Here is a 17,658-nt window from a genome sequence, read left to right as displayed (position 1 = left end):
CCCCCGTGCTGCGCACGGGGGTTGCGCTCCCGCTCCGCGGGAGCGCTGGCGGGACGCTCCGCGTCCCGCTCAACCCGACGGCTTCGCCGTCGGGTTGACGCTCCGTTCGCTGCGCTTTCGGAGCTGCGGGACTTCGTCCCGCTACCGGTCTTCCGCTTCGCTGCAGACCGGCATGGCGGGTCCGCTGCGCTCCCCCGCCAGAACGGGGACTTCCGGCTGCGCCTTCAGTCCCAAGGCCCGCTGACGCGGGCCAGGCTGGCTAGGTGTCGGGGGCTCTGTCTCGTGAGGCCGGGATGACAGAGGGCGCGGCTGAGAAACTTGGGCTCCGCTTCCGTGTGCGTTATCCGAATGGCCGGTCTCCTCGAAGCCTGTGATGCCACCAGCCGCCTCCTCTCCGCCGCGGATCACGGAATGCGAACGGATCGGGGAGGGTCCTACGCCACAGTTCCGCATCGAGCGCAGCCAGGAGCGCCCTGAGCTCCCGGTGTGCCGGGGCGGGGAGCAGTACCACCACTTGCTCCAGCATGTCCCTGGCCTCGGCCACGTCCTCCAGACTGTCCGAAGGGCACGGGCACACGGCGAAAGCGATCTCGAGATACCGGCCCGGCCGGCCTAGGAACCGCCGGCACCAGAACAAGGCTGTTTCAGTAGCGCCAGGCCACACATCTTCAGTGCCTGAATCCCGCTCGGCCCGGTACACCGCAGCGGTCGTCCGCGGCGACAACCGGTCGATCCGGTACACCCGGCCCAATGCGTAGAGCTTGGGGTGAGGGGCGCGCAACGCGCCCGGCCGCCTACGCGGCATGGCCCTTTCGGGCAGTGATCGTCATACCGGCATCCTGGCATGAGGGCTGCCGCACTGTCGAGCAAGACCACCAAAGAACACGAAGTGATGCAGCATGTAGGATTGGGAGAAGGATGGGATACCTTTCAGAGGCTTGGATATCGGTCTCGGACTGATCAGAAGGCTGGGGGCAATGTGGGTAATGCGAGGGCGTGCCCGGTCTACAGGGGCCAGGACGTGGCGGAGGTGATCGCCGTGGCTGCTTCTCTGGTCGAGTGCGGGGAGCTGTGGGAGGGGGCGAGTGTCGACCTGGATGCTGAACTGGTCTGTGTGGAGGATGTCCTGAAGGCGCGTGAGGTATTTCCCCAGGGTTGGTTCTCCGGAGCCGGCTCGCACTTCCAAGGTGCGGACCTTCCTGAGGGTGCCGCGGAGCTGGCCGGTCTGTTGCCGATGAAGCTTTCCGTCGAGGAGCCGGTGGAGGGTGATCTGCTGGAGAGGGCCCTGGATGTGCTGCGTGGGGCGGGGTGGGGGCAGATCGCGTGGATGGCGCTCAGCTGGCCGGCAATACCCGAGCTCGGCCTCGGTCCTGAGCATGCGCGGACTGGGGTGCAGGCCTGTTTCGGGATCGACGCCAACCACGAACCGGCCACTGGCCACACCGTGTACGCACACGTCCGGCCTCACGAGGAAGAACGGGCGCAGCACCTCGCCCGGCGGATCGGACACGACGTCATCGGCCCCTCGGAACACGGCTGGTAGAAGACGACCAGCACATCCGGCGATTCGACCACTCGCAGGGGCTTGTCCCGCGAGGACGGCACGGGAGATCGGGAATACCGATGATTCAGCTTCGGGAACACCAGGTAGAAGCGATTTCGCGGATCCGGGAATGGGCAGGATTTCCTGCAAGATCATCTGTTGGGGTTGGAGGGGCGCGGGGCACGGTCGTGTCCGCGACCGGCTCCGGGAAGACGATCACGGCCGCCTGGGCCGCGCTGGAATGCTTCCCGCACGGCCGGACCCTCGTCATGGTCCCCACCCTGGACCTGCTCGTGCAGACCGCCCAGGCTTGGCGCCGCGTCGGTCACCGCTCCCCGATGGTCGCCGTGTGCTCGCTCGAGAATGACCCCGTGCTGGAGCAGCTCAGCGTTCGTTCGACCACGAACCCGATCCAGCTTGCCCTGTGGGCCGGCCACGGGCCGGTCGTCGTGCTCGCCACGTACGCCTCCCTCGTCGACCGGGACGACCCGGACGGACTGTGGGGCGGCGGGAAGGTCCGCGGGCCGCTGGAGGCCGCGCTGGCGGGCGGGGAGCGGCTGTATGGCCAGTCGATGGCTCCGTTCGACCTCGCGGTGGTCGACGAGGCGCACGGAACGGCCGGGGACATCGGCCGGGCCTGGGCCGCCATCCACGACAACACCCGCATCCCCGCCGGCTTCCGCCTGTACCTCACCGCCACGCCGCGGATCCTGGCCTCGCCTCGGCCACAGAAGGGCGCGGACGGCCGCGAGCTGGAGATCGCGACGATGGCCAGCGACCCGGACGGGACCTATGGCCAGTGGCTCTACAAGCTCGGGCTGTCCGAAGCCATCGAACGGAACATCCTCGCCGGGTTCGAGATCGACGTGATCGAAATCCGCGACCCCGAACCGATCGTCGGCCTCTCCGAGGAGGCGCTGCGGGGCCGGCGCCTCGCACTGCTGCAGACCGCCCTGCTGGAGCATGCCGCCGCCCACAACCTGCGCACCGTCATGACATTCCACCAGCGGGTCGAGGAAGCCGCCGCGTTCGCGGAGAAACTGCCCGAGACCGCCGCCCAGCTCTACGCGACCGAGGCATCCGACAAATTCCTCGAAGACGCCGCCGCGCTGCCGCTGTCCTCCATCGACGCCCAGCTCTACGACCTCGAGCCCTACCGGCACGTACCCCCAGACCGGGTGTGGTCAGTCTGGCTCTGCGGCGACCACCTCGTCACCGAGCGGCGCGAAGTCCTGCGGCAGTTCGCGAATGGCATGGATGCTGAGGGCCGGCGGGTCCACCGCGCCTTCCTCGCGAGCGTTCGCGTCCTCGGCGAAGGCGTCGACATCGTCGGCGAGCGCGGCGTCGAGGCCGTGTGCTTCGCCGACACCCGCGGCTCGCAGGTGGAGATCGTCCAGAACATCGGCCGCGCGCTCCGCCCGAACCCCGACGGCACCACCAAGGTCGCGCGCATCATCGTGCCGGTCTTCCTTGAGCCCGGCGAAGACCCCACCGACATGGTCGCCTCCGCCTCGTACGCGGGGCTGGTCGCTGTGTTGAATGGGCTGCGCTCACATTCGGAACGCCTGGTGGAGCAGCTCGCCTCCCGCGCCCTCACCCGTCAGCCCCGGGAGAAGAGCCGCCACCTCGTACGAGACGAGGACGGGCGCATCATCAGCTGGGACGGGGGCCAGGAGGACGACGGCATCCAGGGCGCGGTCGAGTCCGTGCTGCTGCACTTCTCCTCCCCCAGGGACGCCGCCACCATCGCCGCCTTCCTCCGCACCCGCGTCTACCGGCCGGAGTCGCTGGTGTGGCTGGAGGGCTATCAGGCCCTCCTCCGCTGGCGCCAGGAGAAGGAGATCACCGGTCTCTACACGGTTCCCTACGACGTGGAGGTCCAGGTCGGCGCCACCAAGGCGTTCCCGCTGGGGCGCTGGGTGCACCGGCAGAGAAGAGCCGTACGGACCGGCGAACTCGACGACCACCGCGTCGAGCTCCTCGACGAGGCCGGCATGGTCTGGGAACCCGGCGAGGAAGCGTGGGAGACGAAGCTCGGCCTTCTGCGCTCGTACCGGCGCGCGCACGGCCACCTCGCCCCCCGTCAGGACGCCGTCTGGGGCGTAGACGAAGGCGCCGGCGGGCAGCTGGCGATCGGGCAGCTGATCGCCAACCTCCGCCGGAAGGGCGGCCTGGGCAAGGACCCCGAGCGCGCCCAGACACGGGCCGCTCAGCTCTCCGGGATCGACGAGGACTGGAACTGCCCCTGGCCACTCGACTGGCAACGCCACTACCGCGTCCTGGCCGGCCTCGCCGACACCGAGGCCGGTGGTGTGCTGCCCGACATCGAACCTGGCGTGCTCTACGAAGGCGACGACCTCGGCAGGTGGCTGGCACGACAGCGGGAGGCGAGCACCTGGGCCCAGCTGTCCGAGGAGCAACAGCAACGGCTCGCGGGGCTGGGCGTCAAGCCCGCTGGACGCCCAACACCGGCCCCGACGGCCAAGGGCGGAGGGAAGGCTAAAAAGGCGTCAGCGGCCTTCCAACGCGGCCTGCAGGCCCTCGCGCAGTACGTCAGCCGGGAGGGCCACCACCGCGTCCCCAGGACCCACGCCGAGGAGATCGCGGTGGAGGGCGAGATGGCGCCGGCGGTCGTGAAACTCGGCGTGTGGGTCTCCAACACCAAGACCCGGCGCGACAAGCTCACCCAGGAACAGCTCGACGCACTGCGGGAGCTGGGCGTGAAATGGGTGTGAGACCACAGGCATGCCGGCCAGCGCCGTCCACGAGCTTCCAGCGGCCGACCGCCATCACGCCGAAGTCCGTTCATACCGGCCGGGCCCTGCTGCTCCGACCTGGGATTGGCGTCCTCCTCGAGCAGCTCCTGCCCACAGCAGTGTCCTGGGAAAATTCGGGCTGACGCGGTTAAGGAGTGTCCGCCGAGGTGCCGAGCTGTTTGGGGACCCCGACCACGCGCCGCCGCGGAGTGACGGCTGCGGGCTCGGCCAGGCGCTCCAGCCGCAGGAAGTGCACGTTGCGCATGTAGAGCGCTTCTGCCTGGAAGTCGGTCTCGTTCACCGGGCGGCGCTTGGTGGTGACGATCCCTGCGTGCGCCAGCTCCCGCAGCCCTTTGCTGCGGGTGTCCTCGCTGAGCGCGAAGCGGCTCTCTGCCTCCCTGGGGCTGTCCACAGAGCGCGGTCCTCGCCGAGCCCGCCGTTCTCGCACAGCAGGGTGAGGAACATGGCGACCGCAGCGCCGGAGAGGACGGCGATGTGTCCCTGGGTCCAGCAGGTTTGCGGGATCTGGATGTAGCGGTGCGGCAGGGCGCCGAGGTCGCTGGTCTCCTTCTCCTTCTTCGCGGCTGCGCCCGGGGCGATCCAGGGCTCTCCGCGACCGGTCTCGTCGAGAACGGTGACGAGGTTCAGGCGGCCGGTGCGGGTCACGTCGATGAAGCGGTGCTCTTCCAGCCACGCCTACGCGTCGGCGATCCGGCGGGCTCCCGCCTTCTCAGGATCGGGGAGGTCGAGCAGCGTGGCCCAGGCGTTGTGCCGGATGGCCAGCTCCCGGGCGGTGTCGTCCTTCTGCAGCCACAAGTAGCTCAGGTAGAGCTTGAGCCGGACCTGGCCGCCCCGGCCGCCGCGGAGCATGCGGGCCAGAGGCGGCGGCTCTTCGGCGTGGGTGAACCGTTCGACAAAGGTGTACCGAACCTGTGCCCTGCGCCGCCCCAGCCGCGCCGCGCTCTCAGCCATCCTCAGCGAGCGCGCCGAGGGGGCCCTGGTCGCTTCTGACGTCCGTTCCGCTTGCACCGGGGTCCGCGAGCGCGGCCCACCGCAGCAGGAGGAGGAGCCTGCGGGTCTCGTTGTCCGGGCCCCGCTCCCTTGCGACCTTCGCCGTGGTGGCCGCGGCGTCGAGGCCGGCCTGAAGGGCGAGGCAGGTCTCGCGTTCCTCGTCTGCCGGTGGTGCGGTGCGGTACGCGGCCCTGTAGTCGGGCGCCGGGGAGTGCGGTGTCTCGTACGGCCGCCACGTCGTACGGCACAGCCGACAGCGCAGGGCCTGCCGCCCGCTGAGAAGGACGAGTTCGGTCTCCTCGCTTGGGCACTCTCGGCAGACGATCGCGGGGCGCGACAACGGCAAGGTCACCTTAAGGTCCTTTCCCGGCACGGACGCTTCGCTCCGTCCCTCCCCCACCCCGGCGTCGACTCATGCGCTCGGTGCGCCCATGTGCCCCCTCCGCACAAGTGGGGTGAGGCAGGTCACCCCTGTGACCGCCCGTGCAAATCCTGGCGCCAGCTCGGCATGCCACGGCATCCGCCGTCGGGGACGGGCCGATCACCTCAGGCGGTCTCCGAGTCCTGCAGCGCCAGGTCGGTGTCGAGCAGAGCGTCGAGGCGTGCGGTCACCCATAGCCGGGTGCCCGGGAGGTCTTTCAGCGGATGGCCGGTTGTAGGTTTCGCGACTTCATGAGCACTGGCTCCTGCGGAAACGCCAAAATCCGGGGGCAGTGAGCAGTGAGCGTGTTGGTGGATGGTGAGCAATCGGCGGTTCCTTCTCGATCGCGCTGGTGACGGGGAGTGAGGCACCATGGTCTTAGTGATCGCCTGTTTCGGTAACTGAGCTTCTACGGCAGGACTTCGGCGATACCTGCCGTCTTCTGCTCGGACAGGTGTCGCCAAGAACGTCGAAGCGAGTCTGGACCAACCATGAAGGTCGAGCCGGAGGACGGTGCCCCGGCATCGCCGCGCCCGCCCGCGGTCACCGAGCACGCGGTCGCAAGTCGGACGTGACTTGGTCACGGCTGGGCTCGGATCACCGCGACACAGCACAACGCCATAAGGGCCAGAGTCGCCGCCGCCGGCCCCGCGAGCGCCTCGGCGGCGGTGGCAGGAAGGATCCGGTCCGTCGGCGGGACGGCGTCGCTCGGGTCGAAGACCATCGTGAGGTGGTGGCCCAGGCGCACGGTGGCGCCGCAAGTGCGCCAGGCTTCGGTCGGGACCGGGGTGCCGTCAAGGCGGCGTACCGAGCAGGAGTTCTTGACGTAGTTGCGTCCCTCGTAGCGGTGGACGTGGACCTCTGTCACCACCACAGAACGGCTCTCGCCGCGCGCCGCGAGGACGGCCTGTGCGGTCTGGCCCGGTATCCACCAGGCGAGGGCCCCGCCGAGCAGGGCGACTGCGCCGACCAGGACACGTCCCGCGTTCGTCGCGAAGAGATACCAGGCGGCGGCCAGACCCACGATGACACCGACCACCGAGCCCATCGTGTCGAAACCGGTCAGCGTGCCCGTCACCCCGACCCCTGCGATCAGGCCGGCGGTCACGACGCCCACAGCGACACCCTCCATGACCAGCCGGGTGGACGGTCGGCGGGAGAAGTTCGCCGGACCCCACAGGAACGCGCCGTCGTAGGACATGCTGCTCCATTCGTCGTTCATAAACTTGCGGAAGGGAAGCCCCCCGGGTGCGGGTGCCGGGCACGCCCGCACCCGCACCCCGGGCGGCCGGAATCATGTCACCATCCGCTGTCCCTGTAGACCGTCGTGAAGCTGGGTGAGGAAGGGACAGGCACAACCCTTCTTCGGTGGACGGCTGTCTACGGCCGGCGCTGCTCCGCCGCGCGCCTGTTGGTGTCGATGACCGTGAAGAGTACGAGAGCGAGAGCGGCGGGAATCGCGACCACCAGGAAGGCCACCTTGACGGGATGGTTTGCCTCGAATTCCAGGAGAAGGACCCAGATCAGCGCGCCGGTGCCGATCGCGAAGGCCGTCCTGCCCAGCACGAAGGCTAGCCGCTGCGCCGCTTCGGCGGACCAGTCGATCCTGGAGTACGCGTTCAGCTGCCGGAAAGCCGCGTCGCCGAGCCCCAGGGGATTGGTCATGTAGAGCAGCCCGAGGAATGTGAACAGGACGGGGCCGAGTCGTCAGCCTCGACGAGGACGACTACCGCTGATCCGCAGGCGGATGGGACGCTCGCGTGCCCCGTCCAGACCGGAACGAGGGGCGGACAGGCCCGGTCAGTCCACTTCGACGTACGTGACGATGAGGATGCTGCCGAGCGCGGTCGCGTAGAACACGATCCGGACACCGGAGTGCTGGTAGTCGCGCAGCGCGGACGCGGTGGCGTGCGCCTTCACGTCCGTGGGGTCGGCAGCAATCTCGTTCAACGCCGCGTCGAGCTGTGCCGCCTGCACGGTGGACAGGGCACGAACCTGCGTCTCGGCCGGCTCGATTAACACGATGCGAGGGCGCCGACCGAGGGAGTGCTTAGGCGACATGCGGGTCCTGGTCGTTCCGATCGCTGCCAGCGAGGCCCTTCTCGGCCCGGATGTCGTCCCAGTCGCGGCACCGGTCGAGGTCGATGCCTTCGGAGGCGATGTTCTCGAGGACGTAAGCGAGGGCTGGGTTCCCGGGGAACTCGGCGCGCGCGGATTCACGGAGCTCGCGCTGCTCGGCCTCGTTGAATGTCAGATGCGCCATCGGGGCCTCCACCACGGTCGGGTACGCCCGAGGCTAGCGCAGCGGCCCTTCCCTCGGCGCCGGGTCGCCCAGGAACCGTACGAGCGCAGCCTCCGCCAACTCTTCCTCGAGCGCCCGCACCCTAGCGGCCGTAGGTGCTGCGGCACAGGGCGGGGACACCGTAGGGCACCTGGATGCGTTCGGCGTCGCGGCATAGGGCGGCCATGTCCACGGGCCGGGCCACTGGCCGCGGCTGGGTGACGTGCCTGGGTGCCTTCGTCGTCTTGCCGTAGGGGCGCTTCTGTGACGACTTCACCGACGCCTGGGGCTTAGCACGTTGCTCGACGGATCGTGTCTCTCCCCGGGGGAGACGGGGAGAGCGGCGAGCCTCGGGGACTTCGGTCGTTCTGCCAGCAGCGGATCGGCGGGCGGGTGCGGACGGAGGGGGCGACGCGGTGTCGCCGGGCCGCGGCTCGGTAACGGCGAGCTCTTCGCGTGGGGCTGCCTGACTGGGCGCCGGCCAGGTGTTGGGCAGCGCAACGGGCAGCCGGTCAGCGGCGGGCGCGAGTGCAGCGGGCGGCCGCTCGGCGGGGACGGAGACGCAGCCGGTGACGGCGAGCAAGAGGGCGCTGATCAGAAGTGGCGCGGGACGGCGGGGGTACATCCCCTCAAGATCGCGGAGTACGGCCCTCGCGGGGCGGAGGGCTGCGGCCGGTCCACCGGGACGAGTGAACAGGTTCTGGCGGTGGAGATAACCGTGCCCCCGCACTGGGGTGCGGAGGCACGGTGCGAGGCGGATGCGACTGTCTCCTCAGACGGCGGCGAGCGCGGATCCAGGGGGCGGTCCGGGAACAGGATCGCGCGGTGGATGCCGAACTTCTGCTCCGCCGCGAAGCCGCTCGCCAGGACGCCGGAGCCAGGGACGTACTCGGCGGCCTGCGCGAGCATCGGCTCGAAGGGCGGGGTGAGAACCACTCGGGGATGGCCTCCTTCACCGCCGTCCGGGCCTGGCACCCGACAGCCTCCCCCGGCCAGGCATGCATGGCGCGTGGATACGGCCAGAGGGCCCTGCCGAGTCAAGCTCCGGAGCAGGCCCGCTTCCCCGAATTCACGCAGCGGGGTGTGCGGTAAACGGGCCGAGGACCTGCTGGCCATCCTGCGTCTGCGGTCCGCCCGCCATGTGTCAACGATCACGTAATTCCTCACCGACAGCGCCAGTTTCCCCACCCAAGTGTTCGATCTGGATGAGCTCAGTCGGGTTCACCGCCCGGCGGGCATTGCCTCCACGTCGCTGCGCAGGGCCCGCTCCCCTGCGTCGGCCAGCCAGAAGAAGACCGGCGGCAGGCAGAGCTCGATCACCGCCAACGCGATCTGGAACCACTGCGGCCAGCCGTGCACGGCGAGCGAGATCAGCCGGCCCAAGCCGCCCAGCAGGAAAACGCCGGCCAGCCACCGCACCGCCCGAGCTTGGATCGGCCGCTGCCGTGCGGCCCAGAGCCAGGCCAGCCCGTAGCCGACGAAGCTGGCCCCCATGAACCTGCCCCAGCTGTCGACCGTCGGGCCAGCGGAACCGGCGCCGGGGATCGCCGCGTTGCCGAGTGCCATGTGGAACAGGCCGATCGCCACGCAGGCCCAGCCCATCAGTTGCGTGAGTATGCGCAAAACCCGGGCCACAATCCCTCCAAGTCGTCTTGGCGGAGCTTAGTTGACATGCGTCTACTACATTGGAAGGCGCTAGTAGACTCATGTCAACTAAACTTCGTTCGTGCCTCCCCGCCAGCGACTCACCCCCGCCGATCGCCGCGCCCAACTCCTCGCCGTCGGCGCACGGCTCTTCGCCGCACATCCATACGCCGACGTGCTGATGGAGGAGGTCGCCGAAGAGGCTGGTGTCTCCCGGGCCTTGCTCTACCGTCACTTCCCCAGCAAGCGTGCCCTCTTCGCAGCCGTCTACCAGCGGGCGGCGGACCAACTGCTTGCCGAGACGCGGTTCGACCCCGCCGACTGCCTGGTGGAGCAGCTCATCCAGGGTATGGACGTCCATCTCGACTATTTCGTGGCGAACCGCAACGCCGTCCTCGCCGCGAACCGGGTCCTGGCGGGCGACCCGGTGATCCAGACGATCATGACGAACGAGCTGGACGCGCTCCGTGCGCGGCTGCTGACCGTACTCCCACTCGCGGACGAGAGCGCCCGCGATGCCGTGTCTGGCGTCCTGAAGAGCTGGCTGGTCTTCGTCCAGGTCCTCTGCGTCGACTGGCTCACCCACGCGACCTGCACCCGCACCCAGCTGCGCGACGCCTGCATCGGCGCGATTCTCGGCGCTCTCCGGCCGCTGCTCGCCAAGGACCCTGCCCCTGACTGGCCGCCACAAGGGCCCGGCGCGGGTACCTAGGGCTGCCGTACCACCGGAGCCGCCCGATGCAATGCCAGTGGGTCGGACTCGAACGTTTGGATGGGGAGGCTGACGCCGCCGGTGGGGAATTACGTGACGTTCCACACCATGCTGGTTGCCGTTCCGGCGCCGCCGCCCCGGATTCGAAGCAGACCTCTCCCCTCGGCTATCGCGAGGAAAGGCACCTCATGCAGTTAAGCCGTCAAGCCGCGGGGGGTCCGCCGCCCCATCGCCCGCGCAGAACCTCGGCCCAGTCGCCACCTTCCGGACCCGGATCCTCCCACGGCGGCACCGGATTGGGAGCCGTCTCGATCAGGTGCACGAGCGTCCAGGCGACGCCGTAGCAGTCGTCGGGGCCGAAGCAGGTGGCCAGGGCAGCGGCCTCTTCGGACGTGACAGGGCGGGAGATCGCCGTCAGCTGGCGTTCACGCCGGTCGATCTCTGCCTCGCTCGCGTCCCAGTCGGGAAGCGGTCCGTCAGCAACGAACGTCTGCACTTCGGGTCTCATGACCGAATGATCGTCTCCCCCGCCGCCCCGGGACAAGCTGCCCCGTTCTGCTTCACGCGGTGGCTGTTCCTGCTGGTTGGGGCTCTGCGGGGAAAGCGATCGCTTCATCAAACGGAACCCGTGCCAAGAGGCAGTGATGGAGTTGGCCGAGCATGCGGTTGAACAGGTGCCGCAGAGCCTGCATGTGCCAGTCCCCAGTGGTCCGTCGGCGCCGGTAGTGGGCGTCCGCGCCGGACGAACCGCTGAGGGAGGCGAAGGCCCACAGGTGGCCGACGTGGTTGAGCCGGTTGTTCTTGACGAACCGGCGCCCGACGTAGTGGCGTTTGCCCGACGCCTGGGTGATGGGGGCCGCGCCCGCGTATGCCTTCAGCCCTCCGGCGGTGGCGAGCCGCGTGCGGTCGTCCCCGGTCTCCGCCAGGATCCGTGCGCCGATCTGGGCGCCGATGCCAGGAAAGCTCAGCATGATCGGGGCGTCGGGATGGGCTCGAAAGGCTTCCTCAGTGGCCTGGCCAAGGTCGGCGACTGCTTCGCAGGCGGCGTCCAGCTGCAGCAGCAGGGCCGCGGCCTGCTTGCCCATCGCTTCTTCAACCAGCGGGACCTGGTGGGGCGCCTCCCGGCGGAAGAGCTGCTGCAGACGCTCGGCATCGGCCTCGATGTTCCTGCGCCGGCCAGCCCGCTTCATCATGGCAGTCAGGCGCTCAGAGCGGCAGCTTGGCGGCCAGCGCGGGCGTCGGTGCCACCGCCAGGATCCGGCGGGCGTCGGGGCGGGCCAGTCCGCCCTGCTTGTCCTTGAACGCCTCCAGGAACGCCGGAAAGTACTCACGCAGCAGCGAACGGAGCTGGTTGCAGAGCTGCTGTCGGCTCCAGACCGCGTCCTGCTGGGCTCGGGCCAGGACAGCCACAGCCTGGGCCAGGTCGGTGTCGGCAGCCAGCGGCCGGTGCATCGGCATGTCCGTGCGGATGATGTTGGCGAGCACAAGTGCGTCGCCGGGGTCGGACTTCTTGCGGCTCACGCCGTGGCGGTCGCGGTAGCGGGAGGCCGCCATCGGGTTGACCGCGAAGATCTGCCGGGGACCCTGTCGCAGCGTGGCGATCAGCAGGCCGCGGCTGGTCTCGATGGCCACCGGGATCGGCGTCTCGGCGGTGTCGCCGTGTTCGGCGAGGAGGTCCAGCAACAGGCGGTAGCCGTCCAGATCGTCGCCGATGCGGCACTTGGCCAGCAGCTTGCCGGTGCCGTCGACGAGCGCGACGTCGTGATGCCCTTCCGCTCAGTCGATCCCGCAGAACACGTCCATGGATCCCGCCCCTTCGCCCGCGCTGTTCTCGAAAACGAGCACGCGGGGCCGCACGGCGCACTAATTCCAGGACTCCAAGGTCCGCCACCTCATCAGCCGTGCGCGGCACCGCAAGGCCGCACGGACGCACGCCGTGTCCAGAGCTCAAGGCTCGTGAGGAAGAACGCGTCACCGTGCGGCAGCTCATCCATCGAGGATCCCGAACCCGACGGGCCTGTGGGGGCAGAACGTGCGAGGACCGGCCGGCGCCCAGCGCCACCGGTCTTTCAACAGACCTCACACGGTCGGAGGTGTCGTAGGGGTCACCACGGCACCGACCGGACCACACACGTCCTGCCCTCGGCTGGACAACACCGCCCGGGCCCATCAGAGATCCAGAACCTCTAATTACTAACGAATTAGAGGTGTCGTCGTCCGGGAGAGGCTTGCCCACCCGGCCTGACCAGGGACGATGATCAAGATCACGAAATTGAGGGTTCCACTCCCGGTCCCACCTCCGGTGCAACCTCTAGTGCACCTCTACGTGCAACCCTCCAGCCCCCTTCCGGTGCAACCCTCTCCGGGGCGGGCGCGGCCTCCTGTCGCGGACGCCCAGCCTCCGTCGGGCAGGCTTGCCCGGGTGGGCCGGGCGGGTGAAGGCCGGGCCTGCCGCGTACCTGTGCTGCCGGGCTGCCGGTTGTGGGTTGAGCGGACCGACCGGCCCGTGCACGGGGTCACGTCTGCGAGGCAGGACATGGGACGTCACAAGCAGCACAAGCCGCGTAGCCCGCGTGGGGACAGCGGGCAGCCGACGGAGTGGTTCGGCACCGCGTCCCACTCCACCGAGGGCATGCACCACCTGGACGTCCGCCGGTCCGGCAACGGCATCCTGATCACCTCTTCGCCCGCTGAGGTCGACGGCGCGTCGGCCGCATGGCCCCTGCGCCTGCGCAACGACGACAACGGTCGGGGGCTGACCGAGCTCGGCGCGGCACTCGCGGGCGGGCAGGCACACGCCATCGGCGTGGAGAAGGGGCCCGGGTTCGAGACCGCCCTGGCGTTCCTCCCCCCACCACCCCGAGGAAGGCATCGGCACGCTGGCCCGGGTCCGCACCGTCGAGGACCCGGAGGACGAGGTCGTCTTCGAGCGGCGCGCGGAGCGGCCGATGGCCTTGTGGGCCGAGGCCGGAGAGAACCTCCGCCGGATCGTCCCGCTGCTCGGTCCGGACGCGCCGCCGGCGGATGAGCCCGAGGACTGCCATCTGTGCCCCGGCTGCTACCGCCCCCTCTACGAGAGCTCCTCCTCGCACACCCTCATCGGTGCCGGACCGATCCCGGTGTTCGGTCTGTGCCGACTGTGCGCCGAAGGCAGCACACTTCGCTCACTGCGCGAGGCCGACGTGCCCATCGACCCGCAGCAGCGTGCCGTCCTCGAGGCCGTGGCCGCCGCCATGGCGTAGCCGGGCCGCCGGCCCTGGGCACGCCCGTCGCGCGGAAGGCTTGCCCAGGCTCCCCTTGGGCTTGCCCAGACGCTCAGGCTTGCCCGGCCGCCGGCTTCCACATCGAGACGACTCGCTGGACCAGGGCCCGGCTGCCCCCACAGGGGCGAAGCCGGCTGGGGTCTCCTGGCTAGCTCTCGGGGGATTTCGCGGACGGCGGCAGGGCCGTGTCGAGGAGTGCGTCGACGGTTTCCTCGTCCAGCTTGCTGTCGAGGTGGAGGGATCGGCGGATGAGACGCCCGACGGTCTCCGGGTCCACGTCCAGCCGTGTGTGGGCGTCCAGGCAGATCTCGCTGAGGAGTTCCTGCGGTGTGGTCCGGCTTGCGCTGGACGTACCAGTCGAAGACCTTGACCACGTCAGGGCGGAGGGTGCCGAGCCACATTCCGCTCCTCCCCTTCTGGACGCCTCGGGCCAGATGGGAGATGACGGCCTCGATCAGCGTCGTGCGCAGTGCCGACATGGGAAAGATGCTCTCGGGTCCCACCGTGAGCGCGGCCGCGGGCCACCAGGCGAGGGTCTTGGCCGCCTCCTCGGTCTGCTTCCCGTCCACGTGGATGATCTTGGTGAGGCGGTTGTGGTCGGCGACGAGTCCCCGGGGCTGGAGACTGCCGAAGGCCGTGGTGGCGGAGAGGAGGGCGCCGGGACCGTGGGCACGGTGATGCTGTTCAGCCCAATCCCGGGCCACGGACTGCGACCACAAAGGTCCGTTGGCGCCGCGGGCCTGCGGTTCGGGCATCTTGTGGTCCTCGTACTTCGGGACCGGAAGGTCGTCCTCGGCGATGTTCGCGATCTTCACCAGCCCTGCGCGGTCCACCAGGCTGCCCGGCTCCAGCTCGGGAGCCTTCAGATCGACGACGCACTCGTCCAACGGCCTTGCGTCCGGCACGCGCCGGCGATGCTCAGCCCACAGCGCCAGATGATCACGCCAGTTAGGACTTGTCCGGCCGATCAAGGTCGGCCCAGGGGGTTCTGCAAGGATGCTGTGATGCAGCACATGCCGGATGACCCGTCGCTTCTGCCCGCCCCGTGGTGGGTGCCTGATGGTGGCATGCACGCTTTCGAGCTGGAGCTGCATCGCGAGCTTCCCCAGGGGCACCCGCTGCACGGAGTGAAGGCCACCGCTGTGGCGCGATGCGAAGGATGTGACGACGTCCTGTTCAGCGTTCCGGACCGGCGGTTCCCGTGGGCTGTGGTTCACCTGACGTGGACGGGCCGCGAGGAACGTGCGCCGTGGCCGATGACAACGCCGCTTGCAAGCTTGTCCGAGCTCCTCACCGAGTGGGCCGACCACGGCTGCAATGACGACGATGAGGCGTCTCCGGAGTCACGTTCGTAGCCAGATAGCGAGGGCTGCCGCTGTCGCGGTGCCGAGGAAGACATAGCCACGTTTGTCGTAGCGAGTGGCGACAGCCCGGTGCTGCTTCAAACGGTTGATCGCGCGTTCAACGGTGTTGCGCTTCTTGTACCGCTCCTCGTCGAAACCCGGTGGCCGTCCGCCGCGTGAGCCTCTGCGCAACCGGGCGGCCCGGCTGTCGGTCTTCTCCGGGATGGTGTGCCGGATGCTCCGTCGGCGCAGGTACTCACGGCAAGGCCCGTTGCTGTAGGCCTTGTCAGCCGCGACACTGTCCGGCCTCTTGCGCGGCCTGCCCGGCCCGATCTTCGGGACGCGGATCTTCTCCAGCACCGGCTTGAACTGGGTGCAGTCCGCCCGCTGACCTGCGGCAACAATCAGGGACAGCGGACGGCAGCGGCCGTCGGCGCTCAGGTGGAGCTTGCTGGTGAACCCGCCCCGTGAGCGACCCAGGCCCTCACCTCCAGCACCACCTCCACCAGGCGGGCGACAAGGCTCTGCCACGGTGTCTCGTCCTGGTGTTCTGCCTGCCCGGCCCCCCTTGAAGCGGGTGACAGCGGCGGATTGGTCCGGGCGCCAGCCGCGTGCTGATGCGCACGGACGATGGTGGAGTCGACCGAGACGTCCCAGTCGATCTCACCGGCCGCGTCCGCGGCAGCCTGGACCTGCTGGAGCAGACGCTCCCACGTTCCGTCCGCGGACCACAGCCGGTGGCGTTCGTAGACCGTCTTCCACGGCCCGAACCGTTCAGGCAGGTCACGCCACTGAACGCCGGTCCGAACCCGGTGCAGAATCCCGTCGATCACCTGCCTGTGGTCCCGCCATCGGCCGCAACGCCGGTTGCTTACCGGCAGGAACGGCTGGAGCCGTTCCCACTCGGCATCCGTCAGATCGCCCCGTCCCATGCCCGCATCAACGACTCCCGCGCGGACCAGTCACATGATCGGCCGGACAAGTCCTAGGCAAGTGCCCTCGGCGCGGCTGGGGTCCATGCCGTCGCAGACCGCTACGATTCCGTGCGGCTCCTGGTCCGACAGCTTCTCCAGGCGCTCCAGGGTCTGCGGATCGATCCCACGGACAAGGTCCATGATCGCCTGGTTTGACCCCGCATGCACCAGCGGTACCCGGGTCTTGAGCCCGACGACGGTGAAGTCCGCCTTGTCCACAACGCGGTATCGCATACTGCTGCTCCCCTCATTGGTGAGGCGGAAGGCCATCCGGGACTGGGAGGTGAGTGCGGCGCCGGTACGCCGGGCCTCGCCGGGTCCGATGCCGTGCATGGCACGGAACGCCCGCGCGAACGCCTGGCTGGAGCCGTAGCCGTAGAGCACCGCAATCTCCAGCAGCGTCTCACGTCCCGCGAGTACTTCGGCGCCCGCGAGGGTGAGCCGGCGGCGCCGGACGTACTCCAGCAGGGGCATTCCCGCGAGCGCGGAGAACATCCGGCGCAGGTGGTGCTCCGAGGTGGCGGCGACGCATGCCAGTTCCTTCACGTCGAGGTCCTGGTCGAGATGGCCCTCGATGTGCTCCATGGCCTGGTTCAGCCGCTCCAGCATGCCCGGCCTCCTTTCTCTTTCCCCTTCTCACGACCACCTTGCCAGCGATGGTCGTGAAGCACGTCTATCCGGCGCTGCGGTCGGCGCCGTCTCCGTCCGGACCGGGGGTGTCCTGTCCCAGACCGCGGCGGATCGCAATCTCCACGGGTGAGTACGCGCCGTCGGCTCGCTCCAGTTCGTACGGTGCTGCCGGCATCAGCGGCGGCTGCGCCATAAAGCGTGGCCGCACCCCATGGTGCGGTTGCGCCGCGTGCACCAGGAACGGATGGCACAGGAAGACGTCGCCCGGGGACCCGGTCGCAAGGGCGAGTGGCCGGTGGTCGGACGCCGCCACCAGATCGGGGGCGAGGGTCAGCCCGCTCGCCCCGTCCTCCCCGTAATTCTCAAGGACCTTCGGCACGTCGAGGTGCGAGCCGACCCGGATCCGGGTCGGGGCGTCCTGTTCACCGACCTCGCTGAACAGGAACAGCATCAGCAGCGCCCGGCCCTGGGAGCGCAGATTGGTGAAGTACCAGCTCTCGCCCTCCGGCAGATAGCTCCCCTCGATGTGCCAGCCCGCGTCGTCCGGCTCCTCCTCGTGCGGGAAGCGCAGCGGGAACGTGCCCAGCGAGTAGCGCGGCTCCCAGCGTCCCGCGCCGACGAGCAGGTCGTACGCGCGGTGCAGGGACGGGGAGTTGGGTGCGGCGGCGAACGGCCCCTGCGCCATGCCGGCCACCCAGTGCACGGGCTGCGTCCACGTCGACGGGTCGTCCGGGTCGCAGCCCGTCTCCCGCCACAGCAGCCGCGCGCAGTGCGCGGCCACGCGCGGCGCGACAGCGCCCTCCAACTTCACGAAGCCGTCGCGGAGGAAACGGGATACCAAGGTCGTGTCATCCATGCCCCCATCGTGCGGCGACACCTGCCCCGATCACCCGACATTCTCCGCACTGCCTTTGTCGGGTGATCACCGGAGCGCGGTCAGGCGGCGCGCGCCGCCTAACGAGCTCGTGCATGGTTGGCGGTGCGACGTCGAAAGGTGCAGGTCGGCCCGGTGGTCACTGTGGCTGATTGGGCCTGCGGGTGGCGGTCTGCTGTTGTGAGAGGGCGGAATGAAAGGTGATG

18 protein-coding genes and 2 pseudogenes are annotated in these 17,658 nt (G+C 69.3%); 6 read left to right on the top strand and 14 right to left on the bottom strand.

Annotated elements, in window-relative coordinates:
• Positions 1 to 1,021 precede the first annotated feature (1,021 nt).
• Together ACFV9D_RS25010 and ACFV9D_RS25005 are read left to right on the top strand one after the other, a co-directional pair.
• Positions 1,022 to 1,543, top strand: coding sequence for a hypothetical protein (locus ACFV9D_RS25010; RefSeq protein ID WP_385150298.1), 522 nt, complete (start codon positions 1,022 to 1,024; stop codon positions 1,541 to 1,543).
• An 80-nt stretch (positions 1,544 to 1,623) separates the two neighbouring features.
• Entirely contained in the window at positions 1,624 to 4,278 is a 2,655-nt protein-coding gene (locus tag ACFV9D_RS25005) for a Helicase associated domain protein (RefSeq protein ID WP_385150295.1), read from the top strand.
• 169 nt (positions 4,279 to 4,447) lie between these two features.
• On the opposite strand, the gene ACFV9D_RS25000 is transcribed toward ACFV9D_RS25005, so the two are convergent.
• The 7 genes from ACFV9D_RS25000 to ACFV9D_RS24970 form a co-directional block, all read right to left on the bottom strand.
• The gene (locus ACFV9D_RS25000) at positions 4,448 to 4,711 is read right to left on the bottom strand and encodes a hypothetical protein (protein WP_385150292.1); all 264 of its coding nucleotides are present in this window, start codon (positions 4,709 to 4,711) and stop codon (positions 4,448 to 4,450) included.
• A 284-nt stretch (positions 4,712 to 4,995) separates the two neighbouring features.
• Complete coding sequence (locus ACFV9D_RS24995) at positions 4,996 to 5,271, bottom strand: hypothetical protein (protein WP_385150289.1); 276 nt, start codon at positions 5,269 to 5,271, stop codon at positions 4,996 to 4,998.
• Positions 5,264 to 5,662, bottom strand: a complete 399-nt coding sequence (locus ACFV9D_RS24990) for a hypothetical protein (RefSeq protein ID WP_385150286.1) — start codon at positions 5,660 to 5,662, stop codon at positions 5,264 to 5,266. Before ACFV9D_RS24990 ends, ACFV9D_RS24995 begins: the two co-directional genes overlap by 8 nt.
• 649 nt (positions 5,663 to 6,311) lie before the next feature.
• Entirely contained in the window at positions 6,312 to 6,932 is a 621-nt protein-coding gene (locus ACFV9D_RS24985) for a hypothetical protein (protein WP_385150283.1), read from the bottom strand.
• Between the two features lie 179 nt (positions 6,933 to 7,111).
• Positions 7,112 to 7,396 (bottom strand): hypothetical protein, encoded by a 285-nt coding sequence (locus ACFV9D_RS24980; RefSeq protein ID WP_385150280.1) that lies wholly within the window; start codon positions 7,394 to 7,396, stop codon positions 7,112 to 7,114.
• Between the two features lie 135 nt (positions 7,397 to 7,531).
• Positions 7,532 to 7,753 carry a hypothetical protein gene (locus ACFV9D_RS24975; RefSeq protein WP_385150277.1) on the bottom strand — a complete coding sequence of 74 codons (222 nt, stop codon included), beginning with the start codon at positions 7,751 to 7,753 and terminating at the stop codon, positions 7,532 to 7,534.
• Positions 7,754 to 7,781: 28 nt separating this feature from the next.
• The gene (locus tag ACFV9D_RS24970; RefSeq protein ID WP_385150274.1) at positions 7,782 to 7,994 is read right to left on the bottom strand and encodes a hypothetical protein; all 213 of its coding nucleotides are present in this window, start codon (positions 7,992 to 7,994) and stop codon (positions 7,782 to 7,784) included.
• 843 nt (positions 7,995 to 8,837) lie between these two features.
• Between ACFV9D_RS24970 and ACFV9D_RS24965 the strand changes: the two genes are divergently transcribed.
• Positions 8,838 to 9,104, top strand: coding sequence for a hypothetical protein (locus tag ACFV9D_RS24965; protein WP_385150271.1), 267 nt, complete (start codon positions 8,838 to 8,840; stop codon positions 9,102 to 9,104).
• Positions 9,105 to 9,233: 129 nt separating this feature from the next.
• Here ACFV9D_RS24965 and ACFV9D_RS24960 read toward each other — a convergent pair whose 3' ends face one another.
• Positions 9,234 to 9,647, bottom strand: coding sequence for a DUF4345 domain-containing protein (locus tag ACFV9D_RS24960; protein WP_385150268.1), 414 nt, complete (start codon positions 9,645 to 9,647; stop codon positions 9,234 to 9,236).
• 91 nt (positions 9,648 to 9,738) lie between these two features.
• On the opposite strand from ACFV9D_RS24960, the gene ACFV9D_RS24955 reads away from it, so the two are divergent.
• Complete coding sequence (locus tag ACFV9D_RS24955) at positions 9,739 to 10,368, top strand: TetR/AcrR family transcriptional regulator (protein WP_385150265.1); 630 nt, start codon at positions 9,739 to 9,741, stop codon at positions 10,366 to 10,368.
• Positions 10,369 to 10,570: 202 nt separating this feature from the next.
• Here ACFV9D_RS24955 and ACFV9D_RS24950 read toward each other — a convergent pair whose 3' ends face one another.
• Together ACFV9D_RS24950 and ACFV9D_RS24945 are read right to left on the bottom strand one after the other, a co-directional pair.
• The gene (locus ACFV9D_RS24950; protein WP_385150262.1) at positions 10,571 to 10,876 is read right to left on the bottom strand and encodes a hypothetical protein; all 306 of its coding nucleotides are present in this window, start codon (positions 10,874 to 10,876) and stop codon (positions 10,571 to 10,573) included.
• 52 nt (positions 10,877 to 10,928) lie between these two features.
• Positions 10,929 to 12,171: pseudogene (locus ACFV9D_RS24945) on the bottom strand (IS110 family transposase).
• A 1,145-nt stretch (positions 12,172 to 13,316) separates the two neighbouring features.
• Between ACFV9D_RS24945 and ACFV9D_RS24940 the strand changes: the two are divergent.
• Positions 13,317 to 13,610 (top strand): hypothetical protein, encoded by a 294-nt coding sequence (locus tag ACFV9D_RS24940; RefSeq protein ID WP_385150259.1) that lies wholly within the window; start codon positions 13,317 to 13,319, stop codon positions 13,608 to 13,610.
• A 169-nt stretch (positions 13,611 to 13,779) separates the two neighbouring features.
• On the opposite strand, the gene ACFV9D_RS24935 is transcribed toward ACFV9D_RS24940, so the two are convergent.
• Positions 13,780 to 13,908 (bottom strand): hypothetical protein, encoded by a 129-nt coding sequence (locus ACFV9D_RS24935; RefSeq protein WP_385150256.1) that lies wholly within the window; start codon positions 13,906 to 13,908, stop codon positions 13,780 to 13,782.
• A 727-nt stretch (positions 13,909 to 14,635) separates the two neighbouring features.
• Between ACFV9D_RS24935 and ACFV9D_RS24930 the strand changes: the two genes are divergently transcribed.
• Positions 14,636 to 14,986: a hypothetical protein gene (locus ACFV9D_RS24930; protein ID WP_385150253.1), complete on the top strand. Its 351-nt coding sequence runs from the start codon at positions 14,636 to 14,638 to the stop codon at positions 14,984 to 14,986.
• On the opposite strand, the gene ACFV9D_RS24925 is transcribed toward ACFV9D_RS24930, so the two are convergent.
• From ACFV9D_RS24925 to ACFV9D_RS24915, 3 genes and pseudogenes are all read right to left on the bottom strand, one after another.
• Positions 14,975 to 15,906 (bottom strand): IS5 family transposase gene (locus ACFV9D_RS24925; protein WP_385150250.1). Its coding sequence is split into 2 segments (ribosomal slippage): positions 14,975 to 15,559 and positions 15,562 to 15,906, totalling 930 coding nucleotides; the frame shifts between segments, so codons are not numbered across the junction. The two genes, ACFV9D_RS24930 and ACFV9D_RS24925, sit on opposite strands and share 12 nt — an antisense overlap.
• A gap of 60 nt (positions 15,907 to 15,966) precedes the next feature.
• A pseudogene (locus ACFV9D_RS24920) lies at positions 15,967 to 16,557 on the bottom strand (helix-turn-helix domain-containing protein); the annotation flags it as partial.
• A gap of 64 nt (positions 16,558 to 16,621) precedes the next feature.
• Positions 16,622 to 17,434: a phytanoyl-CoA dioxygenase family protein gene (locus ACFV9D_RS24915; RefSeq protein ID WP_385150247.1), complete on the bottom strand. Its 813-nt coding sequence runs from the start codon at positions 17,432 to 17,434 to the stop codon at positions 16,622 to 16,624.
• Between the last annotated feature and the right edge of the window lie 224 nt (positions 17,435 to 17,658).

The organism is Streptomyces sp. NPDC059875, from assembly GCF_042731085.1.
Lineage (GTDB): Bacteria > Actinomycetota > Actinomycetes > Streptomycetales > Streptomycetaceae > Streptomyces.
This window is presented reverse-complemented; position numbering and strand designations above follow the sequence as displayed.

What these genes read in the sequence shown, in the direction of transcription:
- ACFV9D_RS24995 (WP_385150289.1), bottom strand. Translation starts at nt 5,271, where the DNA reads ATGGCTGAGAGCGCGGCGCGGCTGGGGCGGCGCAGGGCACAGGTTCGG.
- ACFV9D_RS24970 (WP_385150274.1), bottom strand. Translation starts at nt 7,994, where the DNA reads ATGGCGCATCTGACATTCAACGAGGCCGAGCAGCGCGAGCTCCGTGAA.
- ACFV9D_RS24985 (WP_385150283.1), bottom strand. Translation starts at nt 6,932, where the DNA reads ATGTCCTACGACGGCGCGTTCCTGTGGGGTCCGGCGAACTTCTCCCGC.
- ACFV9D_RS24940 (WP_385150259.1), top strand. Translation starts at nt 13,317, where the DNA reads ATGGCCTTGTGGGCCGAGGCCGGAGAGAACCTCCGCCGGATCGTCCCG.
- ACFV9D_RS24950 (WP_385150262.1), bottom strand. Translation starts at nt 10,876, where the DNA reads ATGAGACCCGAAGTGCAGACGTTCGTTGCTGACGGACCGCTTCCCGAC.
- ACFV9D_RS24930 (WP_385150253.1), top strand. Translation starts at nt 14,636, where the DNA reads ATGCAGCACATGCCGGATGACCCGTCGCTTCTGCCCGCCCCGTGGTGG.
- ACFV9D_RS24980 (WP_385150280.1), bottom strand. Translation starts at nt 7,396, where the DNA reads ATGACCAATCCCCTGGGGCTCGGCGACGCGGCTTTCCGGCAGCTGAAC.
- ACFV9D_RS24915 (WP_385150247.1), bottom strand. Translation starts at nt 17,434, where the DNA reads ATGGATGACACGACCTTGGTATCCCGTTTCCTCCGCGACGGCTTCGTG.
- ACFV9D_RS25005 (WP_385150295.1), top strand. Translation starts at nt 1,624, where the DNA reads ATGATTCAGCTTCGGGAACACCAGGTAGAAGCGATTTCGCGGATCCGG.